14 protein-coding genes and 1 tRNA gene are annotated in these 16674 nt (G+C 64.0%); 7 read left to right on the top strand and 8 right to left on the bottom strand.

The features are described 5' to 3' along the window. Nucleotides 1-216 precede the first annotated feature (216 nt). Nucleotides 217-1815, top strand: a complete 1599-nt coding sequence (locus XH98_RS05375) for a glycosyltransferase family 39 protein (RefSeq protein WP_271618109.1) — start codon at nucleotides 217-219, stop codon at nucleotides 1813-1815. 5 nt (nucleotides 1816-1820) lie between these two features. On the opposite strand, the gene XH98_RS05370 is transcribed toward XH98_RS05375, so the two are convergent. Together XH98_RS05370 and XH98_RS05365 are read right to left on the bottom strand one after the other, a co-directional pair. Further along, entirely contained in the window at nucleotides 1821-1961 is a 141-nt protein-coding gene (locus XH98_RS05370) for a hypothetical protein (protein WP_271618012.1), read from the bottom strand. A gap of 51 nt (nucleotides 1962-2012) precedes the next feature. Next, the gene (locus XH98_RS05365; RefSeq protein WP_271618011.1) at nucleotides 2013-3263 is read right to left on the bottom strand and encodes a multidrug effflux MFS transporter; all 1251 of its coding nucleotides are present in this window, start codon (nucleotides 3261-3263) and stop codon (nucleotides 2013-2015) included. A 397-nt stretch (nucleotides 3264-3660) separates the two neighbouring features. Between XH98_RS05365 and XH98_RS05360 the strand changes: the two genes are divergently transcribed. Then, on the top strand, nucleotides 3661-4980 hold the full coding sequence (locus XH98_RS05360; RefSeq protein WP_271618010.1) for a hypothetical protein: 1320 nt from the start codon (nucleotides 3661-3663) through the stop codon (nucleotides 4978-4980). 608 nt (nucleotides 4981-5588) lie between these two features. Here XH98_RS05360 and XH98_RS05355 read toward each other — a convergent pair. Together XH98_RS05355 and XH98_RS05350 are read right to left on the bottom strand one after the other, a co-directional pair. After that, complete coding sequence (locus XH98_RS05355; protein WP_271618009.1) at nucleotides 5589-5942, bottom strand: hypothetical protein; 354 nt, start codon at nucleotides 5940-5942, stop codon at nucleotides 5589-5591. Nucleotides 5943-6282: 340 nt separating this feature from the next. Then, nucleotides 6283-6371 (bottom strand) — tRNA-Leu (locus XH98_RS05350). A 786-nt stretch (nucleotides 6372-7157) separates the two neighbouring features. Between XH98_RS05350 and XH98_RS05345 the strand changes: the two genes are divergently transcribed. Beyond that, nucleotides 7158-7568, top strand: a complete 411-nt coding sequence (locus XH98_RS05345; RefSeq protein ID WP_271618008.1) for a twin-arginine translocation pathway signal — start codon at nucleotides 7158-7160, stop codon at nucleotides 7566-7568. 18 nt (nucleotides 7569-7586) lie between these two features. Here the strand turns inward: XH98_RS05345 and XH98_RS05340 are convergent, their stop codons facing one another. Together XH98_RS05340 and XH98_RS05335 are read right to left on the bottom strand one after the other, a co-directional pair. After that, complete coding sequence (locus tag XH98_RS05340) at nucleotides 7587-8789, bottom strand: FAD-dependent monooxygenase (RefSeq protein ID WP_271618007.1); 1203 nt, start codon at nucleotides 8787-8789, stop codon at nucleotides 7587-7589. A gap of 19 nt (nucleotides 8790-8808) precedes the next feature. Continuing rightward, the gene (locus XH98_RS05335; protein ID WP_007602543.1) at nucleotides 8809-9054 is read right to left on the bottom strand and encodes a zinc-finger domain-containing protein; all 246 of its coding nucleotides are present in this window, start codon (nucleotides 9052-9054) and stop codon (nucleotides 8809-8811) included. 308 nt (nucleotides 9055-9362) lie between these two features. On the opposite strand from XH98_RS05335, the gene XH98_RS05330 reads away from it, so the two are divergent. Together XH98_RS05330 and XH98_RS05325 are read left to right on the top strand one after the other, a co-directional pair. Further along, nucleotides 9363-10499 (top strand): hypothetical protein, encoded by a 1137-nt coding sequence (locus tag XH98_RS05330; RefSeq protein WP_271618006.1) that lies wholly within the window; start codon nucleotides 9363-9365, stop codon nucleotides 10497-10499. Between the two features lie 35 nt (nucleotides 10500-10534). After that, entirely contained in the window at nucleotides 10535-11290 is a 756-nt protein-coding gene (locus tag XH98_RS05325; RefSeq protein WP_271618005.1) for an alpha/beta fold hydrolase, read from the top strand. Here XH98_RS05325 and XH98_RS05320 read toward each other — a convergent pair. Next, nucleotides 11276-12652, bottom strand: a complete 1377-nt coding sequence (locus XH98_RS05320) for a hypothetical protein (protein ID WP_271618004.1) — start codon at nucleotides 12650-12652, stop codon at nucleotides 11276-11278. The two genes, XH98_RS05325 and XH98_RS05320, sit on opposite strands and share 15 nt — an antisense overlap. A gap of 274 nt (nucleotides 12653-12926) precedes the next feature. On the opposite strand from XH98_RS05320, the gene cysE reads away from it, so the two are divergent. Beyond that, nucleotides 12927-13751, top strand: coding sequence for a serine O-acetyltransferase (gene cysE / locus XH98_RS05315; RefSeq protein WP_057740949.1), 825 nt, complete (start codon nucleotides 12927-12929; stop codon nucleotides 13749-13751). Between the two features lie 126 nt (nucleotides 13752-13877). Beyond that, nucleotides 13878-14096 (top strand): DUF3126 family protein, encoded by a 219-nt coding sequence (locus XH98_RS05310; RefSeq protein WP_007602550.1) that lies wholly within the window; start codon nucleotides 13878-13880, stop codon nucleotides 14094-14096. Nucleotides 14097-14814: 718 nt separating this feature from the next. Here the strand turns inward: XH98_RS05310 and XH98_RS05305 are convergent. Continuing rightward, nucleotides 14815-16668: a caspase family protein gene (locus XH98_RS05305; RefSeq protein WP_271618003.1), complete on the bottom strand. Its 1854-nt coding sequence runs from the start codon at nucleotides 16666-16668 to the stop codon at nucleotides 14815-14817. Nucleotides 16669-16674: the final 6 nt, after the last annotated feature.

Below are 16674 nucleotides of genomic sequence, written 5' to 3'. Positions count from 1 at the left end.
TGTCATGAGCGGCGCCGTTGTCTTTTGCCGTTACGCGTCTTTTGCCGTACCCCTTCGGCGAGAGCCTTCGCTGAAAGCAGCGCCTCTAATTCTTCCAATTTCCAATTGTTGCTATTTGTTTCCAATATGAAATAAGTGATTTGCCGCCCAATATTGTTGGCTTCCTTCCTTCCTTATGATTTGAGTTTCGTGCCGATCGATTTTGCATTCCAGGCGATGGCCGACCGATCGGATCGCGCGCCGGCGCGCTGGCGGCGCCCGTTGCTGCGCTGGCTCGATGGTGTGGAGGCGGGTTGGGCCGTGCCGCTTCTCATTGCGTGCTTCGTCGCAAGCTGGACGCTTTATCTTGCCATCGCCTATGCCGGTGGCGGTCTGCACCCGGATACGCTCGAGGCCTGGACGCTGGGGCGGAATTTCGCCTTCGGCTATCACAAGCATCCGCCGTTGATGGGATGGGTCGCAGCAAGCTGGACCTTCATCTTCCCGGTCAGCGACGTGTCGCTGCAGCTGATGGCGATGGTGAATGCCGGGCTCGCGCTGTTCTTCGTCGACTGTATCGCGCGGCAATTCGTCACCGGGCACAAGCGCATCCTGGTGCTGCTGCTGTTGATGCTGACGCCGGCCTATCAATTCCACGCCCAGCGCTTCAACGCCAACGCCGTGCTGCTGGCGACCTGGCCGCTGGCTACATGGTGTTTCCTGCGCGCGTTCGAAACACGGTCCGTGTTCTGGGCGGTCGCGGCCGGATGCGCCACGGCGCTCGCCATGGTCGGCAAGTATTACTCGATCTTCCTGGTCGCGAGCTTTGCATTGGCTGCGCTCGCGCATCCGGCGCGTCGCGACTATCTTACCTCGGCCTCGCCCTGGATCTCGGTCGCGACAGGGTTCGCGGTGCTGTCGCCGCACATCTACTGGCTTGCGACCACGGGGGCGTCGACCTTCGACTACGCGCTGGCCCATGCCAACGGCAATGCCCTCAGTTCGATCGATGACGTCAAGAATTTCCTGCTTGGGCTGATCGCGGCCATCAGCGTTGCGGCCGTGATCTGGGTGCTGATATCAGGCACGCGCCTGAAGCAGTTTCCGGCCGACTTCGTCGCGATGAGCTCCGGCCTTCGGTTGCTGTTCTACGTCGCCATCGGCACCATCGTTCTGCCGGTGCTGACCTCGCTCGCGATGGGCACCGATCTGCCGTCGCTATGGGCTTTGCAGGGGCTGTTCCTGTTCGTCGTGCTCATCGTCTGCGGCGCCCGCTACCCGATTGAGCGCTTCTACACCGTCAATGTCACGGTCATTGTTGCAGGTGTCGCGTTGGTCGCCGTCCTGGTCGCGGCTCCCATCCATGCCGCCTATCGCAATGTCAACGGCTACGAGGAGGCGCGGAATCTCTACGCGCAAGCCGCAAGCGAGCTCACCCGGCAATGGCACGAGCTGACCGGCGAATCCCTCAGGGCCGTCAGTGGCGACGATTCACTCGCCTTCGCCACAGCCTTCTACAGTCCCGATCATCCGCACTACGCGCGGCCGTTCGAGCATCAGTACGATTGGGGGCTGCCGCGCAAGACGACGCTGGATCGCGGCTGGGCCGCACTCTGCTTCAAGGGCCAGGATTATTGCGGTCGCTGGATGGAATGGGTGTCCTCACGCGCCGGGACCGTCGTCCGGCGGGAGTTCACCGTGCAGGCCTCGCTGTGGGGCCGGCCCGGCCTGTCTCGGGATGTGGTCGTGTTGATGGTGCCGCCACGCGCCAACGGTGACGCGCCGTCCGAGAGTGCCGTACAGGAGTTCGGTGCGAGCAAGCGCAGTCCGGACTAAGCCTCTCAGCAGTGGCTGTCGCGGACCTGCTCGAGCCCCTCGCTGGCGAAGGGCGGGTCGACTGCGGCTTGTTCAGCGGGCGACGCCACGGGTGCGGTGTGCTCCCGGTTCGACTCGTGACGTTCGTCGTGCTGTTCCAGTTCCATTGAAGCCTCTCGAATTGCTGCAGGACAACATCGAGACGGCTTCGAAGTTCCTCACACGATCGGGCGATGATGCGGCTTGAACAGCCGTCCCTTCTCCACGACGAGCACGATCGCGAGCGCCGCGAGCGTCGACAGGAAGAAGCCGGTCGAGAACGGCAGCAACGTGCCGTCAAAGCTCTGGCCGATCGCGGTGCCGACTGCGATGCCGATCAGCGTCGTGATCGAGCCGTAGAGCGAGGAGGCGGTGCCGGCGATGTGGCCCTGCGGCTCCATCGCGAGCGCGGTGAAATTGGCAACCATCATGCCGAACGAGAACATCATCAGCGCCGACAGCGCCATGAACAGGGGCAGCGGCAGCACGCCGAGAATCTCGGTCAGCAGCATGACGCCCGCGACCGCAGCATAGAGCGAGAGCGCGCCGTGCGAGATCACGCGCATGCCGAGCCGCCCGACCAGCTTGGAATTGAGAAACCCTGCAACGGCGGTGCCGGCCGCGATCGTGGCGAAGGCGAGCGGGAAGTAATGGCCGAGATGATAGATGCCGGTGAAGACCTGTTGCGCGGAAAACACGAAAGCGAACAGCGCGCCCATGACGCTGCCGGCCGCCGTCGCATAGCCGATGGTCTGGCGGTTGGTGACGGTCTGGCGGAACGCCGAGAGCACGTCGGCAGGGGCGAGCGACCTGCGCTCCGTCTCGGGCAGCGTCTCCGGAAGCCGCCACACGCTCCATGCCAGCGCGATGACGCCGTACAGCATCAGCACGACGAAGATGCCGCGCCAATGCGTCATGAGCAGCACCGCCTGTCCGAACGATGGTGCGATCACGGGCACGGCGATGAAGATCATCATCGCAAGCGACATCACGCTGGCCATGCGGCGGCCGGCATAGCAGTCACGCACGATCGAGGTCGCGATCACGCGTGTCGCCGAAGTGCCGAGCCCCTGGAGCGCGCGGGCCAGCAACAGTGTCTCGAAGGTGGGTGCGGCCACCGCCAGCACGCTCGCCACCGCATAAACAGCCATGCCGCCGAGCAGCACCGGCCGGCGTCCGAACCGGTCCGACAGCGGGCCCATGATGAACTGGCCGGCGCCGAAACCGATCAGGAAGGTCGACAGCACGAGCTGGAGATGATTGGCGTTGGGAATGCTGAAGGCGGCCCCGATATTGGGCAGCGCGGGCAGCATCATGTCCATCGCGAGCGGATTCAGCGCCATGATGGACGCGATCACGATGACAAATTCGGGAAAACCCATCGGACGGTGTCCCGAGGACACCCATTCGTCGGCATTGACGTCGGACAAGCAGTTCACCTCTGATTTCAGAGGCCATATCTAAAGCCCATGCTGCGTCGCACAACCCATGTTTTGGGATGGCTGTCCGGCGGGGCAGGGAAACTGACAACCAGACGGACAACAAATGGTGAAGACGGCGCGGGTGGCAGCGGCAGGCGTCAGCGCGTGCGTCGGGCCCGCTCGATGAGGTCCAGGACCATCACGGCGGTCTCGACATAATCGAGATCGCGATGGATCAGCCTCAGGTTGAGCTGCCGTCCGCTGTAGAAGTCGGAAACCAGGGATTCACCATAACAGCGGCGACAACCGTCTGGGGAGATGAATCCGCAACACTATGCTGTCCACTGTGTGCTGACTGGACGCCGGATCAGGCGCCGGGGAAATCGAGCAGCAGACAGGTTTTGCGGTGTCCGACGTCACAGGTGCGACACGATGGTTGGGGCCGTCGGCCGACACGGCTGCGAAGCGTGTCTGGCTCGGTTCCCTGATCGCGATCGTCACCCTGCTGGCGCTCTACAATCTTGCCAACGACACGGCGCTGGGTACGGGCTACGGCTGGGACGCCCGCGTCAATTGTGCGGCAGTCGATGCGCATGTCGCGGGGCTCGATCCCTATTTCGTCAAGAACCTGAAGGGCACCTCCTACTCCTATCCCTATCTCCCGGCGACCCTTGACGCGTTCCGTCCGTTTTGCGCAGGCGGCCTTCTGGTCGATCACTACAGGGGCCTCTATCTGGTCCTCGCGGCGCTCTGCGGCTTGCTCCTTCCTGGACTACGCAGCTCGCGTGCCTGTTTGCGCGATGTCGGCCTCAAGGTCCTCTGTGCGCTCGGTGCATTCGTTGGTTTCGAATGGGTGCTGGCTTCCGGCAATTTTGCGGTTCTGGGCGGGTTCTTGACGGCGGTCGCGCTGGCGCTGTTGCTCCATGCGGGAGTGGGTGACAACAGGCACTTGAAGATGCGCGCCGCCGGCGCTGCGCTGCTCGGTCTCGTCATGTCGTTCAAGCTGGTGTTCTGCCCCGTCCTGGCCGCAGTTTACTTCCTGCCGCTGCCACGGGCCCGGAAACTCGCTCTTCTCGCGGTGGCCGGCTTCGGGTTCGTGCTACCGATCCTGATCTCGGTGGTATTCTATCCGGAGCTGTTCGCGAGCTGGCTGCTCGCGATCAAGGGACAGATTCCGAACCAGCATTCGGTCCATCTGGAGGAGATCAATCCATCGCTGCTTCTGGTTGCGCGGAAACTCATGGACCATATCGGGCTCGCGGACGACAGGCCGATCGAGTTCGCGATCTACGCGCTTGCCGCATGCGCGCTCGTGATCGCACCCTTTGCCCTGGTGTTGCTGCGCGCGCTCGGGATTGGAATTGCCGCCGTGAGAGCATCATTCCTGGCAGAGCTGGACCGCTGGCTGATGAATCACCCGCAAGCGGCCATGCGCGTCACCGTGCTTGCGATGTTTGCGCTCTATCTGTGCTCGCCGCGCATCAAGGAATATGCCTTCTTCGAGCTGGCGCTCTATCTTGCCGTCCTCGTCGTCGATCTTTCGACGCCGGCGCTCGCCATGGTCTTGACCGTCGCCATAGCCATCCCCGCGATGGCATCGATCGCCGGCATTGCGTTCGAGGGCAGCTTCGCTCTGCTCGCCATCGCGCTGGTTTGCTTTTGGACCATGCTGTTCGATTTTCACAGCATGCCGGCGCGCGACGAACGGGAAGAGTTGGTGCCATGAACAGCGGCGGTGCTCCATCCATTGCCGCCACGGGGCGGCCACTTGCGACAGGTGCGCCAGGCGCGAGCTGGCTGACCCGCCTCATCGTGATCACGGCCGTGCTGGTTGCTGCCGCCACCGCGATCTATCTCGGCATGGACGAGACCTTCGGCTGGGACGCGCGGGTGAACTGCGCCGCCGTCGATGCCTATATCGCCGGGCTTGATCCCTATGTCATCAAGAACCTCAAGGACACGAAGTATTCCTATCCCTATCTGCCCGTGACGCTGGACGCGTTTCGTCCGCTCTGTGCCGGCGGCGTCCTGGTTGCCCACTACAAGGTCATCTATGTCGTTCTTGCCATCCTGTGCGCGTTGGCGTTGCCCGGCCTTGGCGGCAGCCGCCGAAGCCTCCGCGATAGCGCGTTACGGCTCATCTTCGTGCTGGGCGGCTTCGTCGGGCTGGAATGGATTCTGGCGACCGGCAATTTTGCGATTCTGAGCGGCCTGCTGACCTCTGTGGCGTTGGCTCTTCTGCTGCGTCCGGCTCGCTGCAAAGGGCAGGGGAACAAGAGCTTGCTGCTGCAATTTGCCGGGGCTGTGCTGCTCGGCCTTTTGACCTCGTTCAAGCTAGTCTACTGTCCGATCCTCGCTGCGCTCTACCTCTTGCCGCTGCGGCGTTCGCGCAAGCTGATGCTGATTGCGGTTGCGGCCGGCGCGTTCGCGCTGCCGGTTCTGATCTCGGCGGTGTTTTACGCAAACCTGTTTCCGAGCTGGCTTAGCGCGATCTCCGGCCAGATCCCGGGGCAACATTCGCCAGGTGACGACGTCAATCCGTCGCTCCTGTTCCTCGCGCTCACCCTTGCGGATCATCTCGGACTCGTCGGCAGCAAGCTGGTCGTCGCCTTGCTTTATGGCTTCGCTGCGGTGGCGCTCGTGATCGCGCCGTTCGCCCTTACGGTCTGGCGCATGGTTGCCGCGCACGGGCCGGCCGACGCAAGATCACCCCTGAAGTGGTTCGACCGCTGGCTGATTGAGCATCCCGTCGCGGCAACGCGCCTCGTCGTGCTGGCGATGTATGCGCTCTACCTCTGCGCGCCGCGGCTGAAGGAATATGCCTTCTTCGATGTCGCGCTCTACGCCGCCATTCTCGTCGTCGATCTTCCCACGGTCGGGCTTGCCGTGGTCCTGACGATCGCGGTCGGCCTCCCGGCGCTGGCGTCGATCACGGGTTATGTCTTCATAGATGGCTTTGATCAGCTGGGAATCGCGCTCGTGTGCTTCTGGATCATGCTGCAGGCGCAGCCGGCAACGCCGGAGCAGGTGGTGCGGGCAGCCGGAATCGAACCGGCACAGCGCTTGCGCGCCGAGGGATTTTAAGTCCCTTGCGTCTACCAATTCCGCCATGCCCGCATGATTGATCTATAACGATGTTTCGGCGCGGAGGGCAACCCGTTCGACGGAAAAACCCTCCGGTTAGACACAGGTTCACCCATTTGTTGTTCTTGCGGGCGCGATAGCGCACTGCTGTCGAAATTGGTCTGCCCGCGCAGGCCGACGTTGCGCGCCAGCAATCAAGCGCCAGGCAGTCGAACGCGTAGAGCTGCGCCTTGTCGTTGTGCCGGTTTGAGTGGCGAGGTCGAAGTCCCGATAGGTAGCGCCGTCCCCTGTTTGGAGTACGGCCTGCGCGTCGAATACACGTCAACGTGATGCGGCTCGTTTACCACCGTACCAGCGGCAGGGTGGCGCTCGCCTGCAGGTTGTGGCAGAAGCCGCGCCGGAATGCGGGATTTGGAATGCAATGAAAGTGTTTGTTGTGGGCGTGGCTCTCTTCGCCCTGGTTGCGTGTTTGGTGGTGATCGAGATCAGGGCTGCGAGCCAAGAGGACTGTACACCAATCGAAATCGGGCACGTTCTAAAGACGGGGTGCTAGGGCGAGATCGGTACCGGCTGCGCCGACAATGCGCCGGGCTGTTTTCGGATGTGGCTAATTTTAAATCCCTTGCGTCCACCAATTCCGCCATGCCCGCTTGATCCAACGAGATCAAACATTTAAGCCCCCTCCAGCCGTCTGGAATTGGCGCTTCGGCCGCACAGGGGGCTTCCTTGAGCGAGCCGGCGGTACAAGGCAAAGCCTCAATCCGGACATCTGGCCCTGCTTTAGGCATTCTCAATTCACGAAGGACTATTTTGCGACCCATGCCTGCTTCGCCTTTCTCTTCCTCGCGCGCGCCTTGCGCGGTTGCCGCGCTGGTCGTGGCCGGCTTCGCGCTAGCAGGCTGTGCCGGCATGAGCGAGACCATCGCTCCGGCCTTCGCCGATCCCGCCAAATACGAATTGTACGACTGCAAGCAGCTCGAGGCGGAGCGCAAGTTGCTCGCCACCCGTACCGCGGATTTGCAGAGGCTGATGGACAAGGCCGAGACCGGGACTGGCGGCGCTGTCGTGTCCGAGCTGGCCTATCGCAATGATTACGTCGCGGTCCGCGGCTCGGCGCAGCTGGCCGAAGACGCCTGGCGCCGCAACCGGTGCCGGGAAACGCCGCCCAATATGACGCCGGCGACCACCGCACCTCAGCGGCCGGACATCAAGCCCGCGCCGAAGCGCTAACGCGCCGCGGCGTTCGCATCACGGACGCCAGCCGTAGATCCAGTCCTGCCGCGCCAGCATGCGCTCGGGTCCCAGCGCGCGGATCACGAGATCACGCGCGAGCGCGAAGGGACCGCCCAGATGATAGATGCGGCCCTGCTGCCGCGCGGTCCGCTGCACTTTCCTGACACGGGCCTGACGCGCCTCGCCATATTGCTTCAGCGCTGCGGCGACGCTGCCCGCGTCCTCGGCGCCGTCGAGGCTCAGATGCCGGGCGAGCACGGCCGCATCCTCGATCGCCATGCCGGCACCCTGCGCGGCAAACGGCAGCATCGCATGCACGGCATCGCCGAGCAGCGCGACCGGGCCCCGGCTCCAGGGGCATCCGTCGGGCACGCCGAACAGCGCCCATTTGCGCCAGCTGTCGACGGTGGCCAGCATCATCCGCGCCGTCGGCGGCCAGCGCGGCGCGGCGAAGGCCTCCATCAGCTCGAACGGATCGCCCGGCGTGCTCCAGCCCGGCCTGTTCCAGGTGCCCGGCAGCACTGCCACCACGTTGAGCTGGCGGCCGCCCGCGATGGGGTAAGCGACCAGATGCGCATTCGCGCCCATCCAGAGCTGCACCCGCCGCGCCGTAAAATCCTTCGGCAATTGCGTGGCATCCAGTGTGCCGCGCCAGGCGATCAGCCCGGCGAAGCGCGGCTGCACCTCGGGAAACAGATGCTGGCGCACCGTCGACCAGATGCCGTCGGCGCCGATCAGCGCGCTGGCAAGATCGCTGCGCCTGATGGTGCCGCTGCGATGCACGACCGCCAGTCCCTTGGCGTGAGGCGCGACATCCTCGAAGGTCGCGCCCAGCTTCAGATCGATATCGGGATGATCGGCGACAGCACCCGCGAGCGCCGATTGCAGGTCGGCGCGGTGCACCACCCAATAGGGGGCCCCGGCGCGCGCTGATGCCGCTTCGCCGAGTGGCATCCGCAACAGCTCGCCGCCGGCGCGCGCGCTCATGATTGAGACCGCTTCCGGAACCACGGCGCGCAGCTTGAGCCGGTCGGCGAGACCAAGCTCGACCAGCACGCGGCTGGCATTGGGGGAGAGCTGCAGGCCCGCACCGACCTCCTCGAGCCGCTCGGCCTTTTCCAGCACGACGATGCGAAACCCGCGCTCAGCGAGCGCAAGCGCAGCCGTCAATCCTCCGATCCCGGCACCGGCAATGACGATCGTTCGCGGGAGGGCCACCCCTGACCGAACGAAGCGGTCAGGCCACCTTGTCCTTCAAGACGCATTCGGGCGGGCGGGCTTCGCCCGCCTTCAGGTCGGCGGCGAAGCGGTACAGCGTCGAGCAATACGGGCAGATGATCTCGTTGTCGTTGCCGAGGTCCAGGAACACGTGCGGGTGATCGAACGGAGGGTTGGCGCCGACGCACATGAACTCTTGCGAGCCGATCTCGATGACGGGGACACCGGCATCGTTATGGAAGTGCGGGACGACATGGTCGGACATCGTAGTTCATCCTGGAGTGGCAATGGCGGCAGACACAATCAGCAGTGACGCGGCATATTATTGACGCGGCGGACCATACTGATGGGTGCAAGTGATTGCTAGCCCGACGGAACCGAAAGGTTCGCAATTGCCCCATGCTCATTTGCTCATGCAAATTCGACACAATCTTGTCGCTTCAGAGAAGCCCTTCTTTCGTCGGGGACGTTGTGTCGCAATTTGGGCATACTATCTGTCTCGGACACGCGAATTCGCGACGAAAGACGAACCGTCAGGCGCAAAATGATTCTGCCAATGTCCCGGCTTTCAGCATGAAGTGGCTGCGAATCAGCTTCGCATTGGCAGGAATTGCTGCATGCAGCCTTGTGCTCGCGCAGGTAGCACCGCATGCCCGGCAGGCCGGCGCCATTCTCGCCGCACAGGATGATCCCGCGGCGCTGTCCGAGCTCAAGCTCGATGAGGCCCTCGCGAATAACGATCGCCTGGTTCAGGACAATATCGAGGCTGCGCTGAGGGCTGGTGATGCCGATCTCGCCGACAGCTTTGTTGTGCTCGCGCGTGATCGCAACATCGCGCTGCCCGACGATGTGCTCAGCAGGGTCAGCGACGCGGTCAAGATCGAGAATTCCACCTCGCATTTCGCCAAGCGCTTCGCCACCGGTCTCGTCACCGGCAATGCCGATGATGTCGCGAGCCTGTCAGGGACGGTCGCGGGCGATCTTTTCGTGATCGGCGATATCAGGGACGTCGTGCGCGAGGGCAAGCATCTTGCGATGGGTGAGGATACCGATCGCCTGGTGCTCGGGCTTGCCACCGCAGGTCTTGCGGTCACCGCCGTGACCTACATGTCCGCCGGCGGCGCCGCGCCCGTTCGTGCCGGGCTGACGCTGGTGAAGGATGCCCGCAAGGTCGGGCGGCTCGGCGAGGGTCTCGCCGCATGGGCCGGCCGGTCCGCGCGCGAAATGGTCGACGCACCGATGCTGCAGAACGCGGTCGCCAAGGGTTCGGTGTTCCGCCCGGGTGAGACCGTGAGCGCAATCAAGGCCGCATTCCGCGTCGAGAAGGCCGGTGCGCTGGTCCGGCTCGGCAAGGACGTCACGCGCGTCGCCGAGAAATCAGGGACGCGCGGCGCCATGGAGAGCTTGCGCATTGCCGAGGGGCCCAAGGACGTCGCGCGCGCGGCGCGGCTGGCGGAAGCGCAGGGCGGCAAGACGCGCGCGATCATGAAGGTGCTGGGGCGCGGTGCATTGCTGCTCGTCGGCGGCGCGTTCGATCTGACGCTGTGGCTGTTCGGTGCGGCGCTGACGCTGTTCGGCCTAATATCCTCGATCAAGGCGACCACGGAGCGCCTGACGCAGGCATGGTGCGATCGCAGACGGGCCCGGCGGCTTCGCCGGGCGCAGATTGCAGCTGAGGCTGCTCTGGCCAGCGCGCTCCCGACCGCCTAAGATCGAACTTCCCCTGCAACATTGTGGACCTGCTGATGCCGAGCTTTCACAACGGCGCCGTTGAAATTGCCTATCTCGACGAAGGCGAGGGCGATCCGATCATCCTGGTGCACGGTTTTGCCTCCAGCAAGAACGTGAATTGGGTCTATCCGACCTGGGTCTCGGAGCTGCGCAAGAACGGCCGCCGCGTCATTGCGCTGGACAATCGCGGCCATGGCGAGAGCGCCAAGCTCTACGATCCCGCGCAATATTCGATTCCCACCATGGCGGGCGACGTGCTGGCGCTGATGGATCATCTCGCCATCCCGCAGGCCGACATCATGGGCTATTCGATGGGCGGGCGGATGACGGCCTGGCTCGGCCTCAATGAGCCGCAGCGCCTGCGCTCGGCGATCCTCGGCGGCATCGGCATCGGCGGCCTGATCGAGGGCACAGGTCCTGGCGAGAACGTCGCCAAGGCGCTGGAGGCGCCCTCGCTCGACGACGTCAGCGATCCCGTCGGCCGCACCTTTCGTGCGTTTGCGGACCAGACCCGCTCCGACCGCGTGGCGCTGGCCGCCTGCCTGCGTGGCACGCGCGATCTCATGACGAGGCAAGAGGCCGCACGGATCGACGTGCCCGTGCTGATCGCGGTCGGCTCGACCGATGACGTCGCGGGAAGCGCCAGCGCGTTAGGTGCGATCATCCCGGGATCGGAGGTGCTTGATATTCCCGGCCGCGATCACATGCGCGCGGTCGGTGACAAGGTCTACAAATCGGGCGTGCTGGATTTCCTGTCACGCCGAGGGTGACGTCTCCTCGTCGCCGAATGCGCGAAACAGCGCGATCAGCACCACGAAGGTCGCAAGCCAGACCATGCGGGCGCCGTAGCGATCGTGCGGCCCTGAGATCACGCCGCAGATGAAGGCGTTGCCGAGCAGGGCCAGCGTCACGGTCGCCGCCAGCAGCGTCAGGTCGTCGAGCCGGCGATAAGCGAGCGCGTGTCCCAGCAGCGCGAGCAGCCCCAGCATCGAGACCAGAGCGACGGGCACGTGCAGCCGGTTGATGGTGTCGAAATCGAGCTCCCAGTTCTGCTGGCGCGCCGCCCGCATCGGCGCGACCTGCGCCGGGATATAGCGCTCGATGATGCCGTAGGTGTGCGGGATCCACACACTGGCGCCTTCGCCGGTCGCCACATGCAGCAATTGCCGGCCCATCGCCCGCAGCGCGGCGCCTAGCTGCCAGGCCGGATAGTCGGCGAGCGATCGCTCGACGATGGTGCCCATCTCGTCGCCCAGGCCGTCGAAGCGGCCGAGCGTGTTGAACATGCTCTTGCCCCACAGGAATTCGTCGGCGGTATCAGGCAATTCGTTGCGATAGGGGCAGAGCTTGAAGTGTTCGCGCGGGCAATGATCGCCAAGGAAGCGCGCAACGATGCCGTCCTGCATCATGCGGCCGAAGGCGACGCCGGTGCCGCCGGGCGTCCAGGCCCATTTGCCTGATAGCGCGTGGTTGGCCGCGATCAGCATCATCCCGCCCGCGACGATGGTCAGGCTCGCCTGGGCAAGACCTGACATCGGCAGACGGGGCCCAAGAGACGGCCCAAGCCACGGCCGCACCATCCAGCCGACGGCGCAGAGCCCGAGCAGCACGCCGAGCGTGGCGCTATGGGTTGCGGCCGCAAAAGCGGTGAAGACGAACAGCGCGGCCTTCTCGAACCCCGAGATGCGACTGCCGCCGACGATCAGCAGAAACAGCGACAGCACCGACAGCCCGGCGAAGATGTCGGTGAGCAGCATGCTGGCGAGCCAGGGCAACGCCGTCGACACGATCAGCAGCAGGCTGATGGCGACGAAGCGGGCCGTCTGCATCATCGAGAGGACGCGCAACGTCAGTTGCAACAGCCACAGCGTCGCCAGCGACTGGATCGCAAGGTTGATCCAGAATCCGAAGCTCTCGCCGTAGTGCAGATAGAGGCCGAACACGGTCGAGCGGCTGGGGACGAGATAGCCCTCGTACCAGCGCGCCAGATAGCCGCCGGTATCCCATTGCAACAGCGGATAGCCGTTCCAGAACGCCGGCGCGATCATGAGCAGGGGCAGAGCCAGCGCCGCCAGCCGCAGCCAAAGCGTCCCCGCGGCCCGCGCGCGCGATTGTTCGGTGATGATGCTCAAAACGGCTCCCGGTCATCAGGACCATGCCCGCGATGAGGGTCGGGACGAAATTCACCAATAGTTTGACGCCACCCGGCTTGAATTTGGCGAGACTCTGACCATTTCAAGCCGACCTTGCCGCCTGGGGGCACCAGAAGAATCTGTTGTGTTTCAATGCGTTGGCGTGCTTCCACGAAGCAAGGCGCAGTTCACTCTCAGGCAAGCCCGTCAGGACTTTGTCGCCTACACTGTGCTATAAGGCCAACACCGAAGAGCAGATCCCAAAGAGAAAATCATGGCAGTGCATCAGGTCAATCCGGGAGGAAAGCTCGCTTCGCTCGATCCAATCTGGGACCGGATCCGTGGCGAGGCAGAGGACATCGTCCACCGCGAGCCCGAGCTTGCGACCTTCATCTACTCGACCGTGCTGCATCACAGCCGCCTCGAGGATTCCGTGATCCACCGTCTCGCCGACCGGCTCGATCATTCGGCGCTGTCGGGCGACCTGGTGCGCCAGACCTATGACGAGGCCCTGCGCGAGGACCCTGATTTGGGCAACGCCTTCCGCGCCGATCTCGTCGCCGTCTACGACCGCGATCCCGCGACCTCGCGCTTCATCGATCCCTTGCTCTACTTCAAGGGCTTTCATGCGATCCAGACCCATCGCCTGGCGCACTGGCTCTATCTGAAGGGCCGCAAGGATTTTGCGTATTATCTGCAGAGCCGCGCCTCCGCGGTGTTCCAGACCGACATCAATCCCGCCGCGCGCATCGGCCGCGGCATCTTCCTCGACCATGCCACCGGCTTCGTCTGCGGCGAGACGGCTGTGATCGAGGACGACGTCTCGATCCTGCACGGCGTCACACTCGGCGGCACCGGCAAGGAGAACGAGGACCGTCACCCGAAGATTCGTCATGGCGTGCTGATCGGCGCCGGCGCAAAGATCCTCGGCAATATCGAGATCGGCCATTGCGCGCGCATTGCGGCAGGTTCCGTCGTGGTGAAGCCCGTGCCGCACAACGTCACGGTCGCCGGCGTGCCGGCCAAGATCGTCGGCGAGGCCGGCTGCGCCGAGCCGTCGCGCACCATGGACCAGATGATCAACGCGATGGGACTTTAAGCCTGCGTTCCCTTAAGGGCCGGATTTTCCGGCCCTTTCGTCCCCAAATTCTTTGGCAATTCATGCTGGCGGTTCGCCGCGTCTCGTCCTAAAACGCGGCCGACCAATTTCGATCGGAGACTTGCCGTGGACGTCAAAGAAGTCAGAAAGCTGGACGCGTATCTGAAGCGCGTATTCGGCAATCCCAAGATCCGCGTCGTGCCGCGGCCGAAGAAGGACGATTCCGCCGAGGTCTATATCGGCGAGGAGTTTATCGGCGTTCTCTTCGTCGACGACGAGGACGATGATCGCTCGTTCCAGTTCCAGATGGCGATCCTCGAGGACGATCTGGTCGACCAGGAATAGTCGTTGTTCCTTCACCTCGCCCCGCTCTTGTCCGCCGAAGCCCGCCTTCGGGCGAAGGCGGATGCGGGGAGGGGTCGAAATGCGCGCGCAGCGCGGATTTCAGGTGAGGGGGACTCTCTGCGAGTCCCACTATCCCCGTCCCCGGCCCCGGCTCTGCAGCGCACCGTCGTAGGGACGCTGCCATAGCGCGTCGAAGAGGCGCGTAGACGCGCTGATGGTGTCCGGGGGCACACGCTTTCTCCACATCGTCATTGCGAGCGCAGCGAAGCAATCCAGAGTCTTTCCGCGGAGGGATTCTGGATTGCTTCGCTGCGCTCGCAATGACGGATGATAGATCTGAAGCCGTGGAATCTGCGGCCTCATAGCCTATTTCCTTGCCAGAATGCGCAGCCGCGCCGTGGAAGCGCGTATCCAGACTCCTGGTGACCACGGTCAGGTCAGGCGAGAGCTTTGCAAGAGCGCAAACTCCGGTCGCGGAGTCCAGCATCGCCGCCAGGAATCCGCCCTGAATGGTGCCGTGCCTGTTGGTGAACGCGACCTGCGCCTGAAAGCGGATCAACGCTTGCCCGGCGTCGTCGAAGCCGAGCCATTCGCGTCCAAGCAGCTCGGCGTGGTGGCATGTTGGCAGTCGCATCGCTCATATCGGTCACGGCCGCGTCTTCACCAGGAAGCGTATCAAGCAGGCTCCATGCCGTGTCCGGCTCGACAAGGCCGGCCATCAGTTGCATACCTCAAGCATGCGACCAGAACTTAGTGCAGTGTTACGGCCAAGTCGGTCCTCTTCCAATCTGCATCCGCTCCTGACTGGACGGCATCCTGCTGGTCCGCAGTACATCTGACCGGAAGATTTCGCTTGCGGGGCGGTCGGTGCGCTCTCCTTTTGCTTGCGATCAGCGTCCCTCGGCTTGGCATCTTCGCGGGTTGCGACCGGCTTCTTGTCCTGCACCTTCTCGCATTCATTGCCGTCGTTGATGCGATAGCCGGCACGACACGCGATCTTCACGCAAGCATCGCCATCGGCCTTGAAGCCGTGGTCGCAGACCAGCGGGCAGACGCGGCCGGACTTTGCCTTGATGGCGTCGAGCGCGTTGAGGCTCGCCTGCTTGGCATCGAACGTCGTTCCGGCATATTTGTTGAACAGCGTCAGCGAGCGCTGCGATGATGCGTTCCAATCACCATCAGCGGCGGCCGCTAGACAGCCGACACGGCGGAGCTCGGACTGAACCAGCTTCGCGGTCTCCTGGGGAGAGAAGCTCGACGGTGAAGACGTCGGGGCAATGGCGGCAACCTTCTGTTCGCTTTCCCGTGCTTTCGCGTCCGCAGCCTGCTTCGCTGCCAGTTCTGCGGTCGCCTTGTCGTTCGCGATCTTGTCGGCGAGCGCCTTCTCGGCGGCCTGCTTGTCGGCCAGCGCCTTGGCAACGGCGGCTTCGGCATCCTTTCTGCGCTGTTCTGCTGCGGCTGCCTTGGCTTCCTCAATCTGCTTGGCCTTCTCCGCCGCCAGCCGTGCGTCCTCGGCGGCCTTGGCGGCCGCGGCGGCCTTGTCCTGTTCGGCTTTCTTGGCCCGCTCGGCGACAAGCCGAGATTTCTCGTCCTCGGCTTGCCTGGCCTTTTCCGCGGCGGCGGCCCGGGTTTCTTCGGCGACAATCTTGCTCAATTGGCCCTTGGCAAGGTCGGTGTAGAAGCCGCTTGGGTAACGGTTGATGAAGGAGGACCAGACGTCGCGGGTGCCGATCTGAAGGGCCAGTTCGTAGTCGCGACGGATTTCGCTGTCGGGGTTGGCCTGCGGTCCAGCCGCGACCGGCTTCGCCGGAACGAGCGACACGTCATCGCCGCCCAGCGAACCATAGACAAAGGGCTCCTGCTTGTTGCCGGTGGCCTTGAGCACATCGTCGCGCACGAATCGAAAGGCCTTGCCCAGATCGAGCCCCGGCGTCGGGAGGCGGTCGACCAGAGCGGTGGCAAACGGGCTGTTCCTGGTATCGCCGTCCGAAGCGGTCGAGCCTGCCTTCGCCGCGAAGGCGATCATGGTGTTCGGGCTGGTCGGCTCGACCTTGGCAAGGCCGCGGCCGATCGCGCGCGAGGCGACCGTCCGCTTCATCGTCTTGGCGAAAGGATTGTCGCGGCAGGCATCCAGGATGACGAGGCGCAGTTGCTTGGCCGGCTCGATCGCAAACAGCACCCGGTCGAGCGGGAAGGCCTCGTCGAGGACGTCGGTATCGGTCTCCAAGGCGGCATCGGTCGGGATCAGGTAGTTGGTGCCATCGAGCTCGATGCCGTGACCGGCATAATAGACCACCGCGACGTCGGCCTCGCGGGCCTTGCCGCCGAATTCGCGCAGCGCCTTGCGCATGTCGACCACGTTCAGGTCGAGCTTGACGTCGATCGTATCGAAGCCGGCCTTCTTGAACATGCCGCCGACCAGAGCGGCATCGTTCGTGGGGTTCGCGAGCCTCGCCACGTTCTTGTAGGCCGAGTTGCCCATGACGAGCGCGACGCGCTTCTCGGCGTGCGCCGAGCCGCACCCGAGCCAGGCAGAGAGGACGAGCAAACCAAGAAACCGAAGCGCGCCCATTGCAGC

This window comes from Bradyrhizobium sp. CCBAU 51745 (assembly GCF_028128715.1).
Lineage (GTDB): Bacteria > Pseudomonadota > Alphaproteobacteria > Rhizobiales > Xanthobacteraceae > Bradyrhizobium > Bradyrhizobium manausense.
This window is presented reverse-complemented; position numbering and strand designations above follow the sequence as displayed.

Coding starts and splice junctions, on each gene's coding strand:
- XH98_RS05375 (WP_271618109.1), top strand. CDS start 217: ATGGCCGACCGATCGGATCGCGCGCCGGCGCGCTGGCGGCGCCCGTTG.
- XH98_RS05370 (WP_271618012.1), bottom strand. CDS start 1,961: ATGGAACTGGAACAGCACGACGAACGTCACGAGTCGAACCGGGAGCAC.
- XH98_RS05345 (WP_271618008.1), top strand. CDS start 7,158: ATGCCTGCTTCGCCTTTCTCTTCCTCGCGCGCGCCTTGCGCGGTTGCC.
- XH98_RS05335 (WP_007602543.1), bottom strand. CDS start 9,054: ATGTCCGACCATGTCGTCCCGCACTTCCATAACGATGCCGGTGTCCCC.
- XH98_RS05330 (WP_271618006.1), top strand. CDS start 9,363: ATGAAGTGGCTGCGAATCAGCTTCGCATTGGCAGGAATTGCTGCATGC.
- XH98_RS05325 (WP_271618005.1), top strand. CDS start 10,535: ATGCCGAGCTTTCACAACGGCGCCGTTGAAATTGCCTATCTCGACGAA.
- cysE (WP_057740949.1), top strand. CDS start 12,927: ATGGCAGTGCATCAGGTCAATCCGGGAGGAAAGCTCGCTTCGCTCGAT.
- XH98_RS05305 (WP_271618003.1), bottom strand. CDS start 16,668: ATGGGCGCGCTTCGGTTTCTTGGTTTGCTCGTCCTCTCTGCCTGGCTC.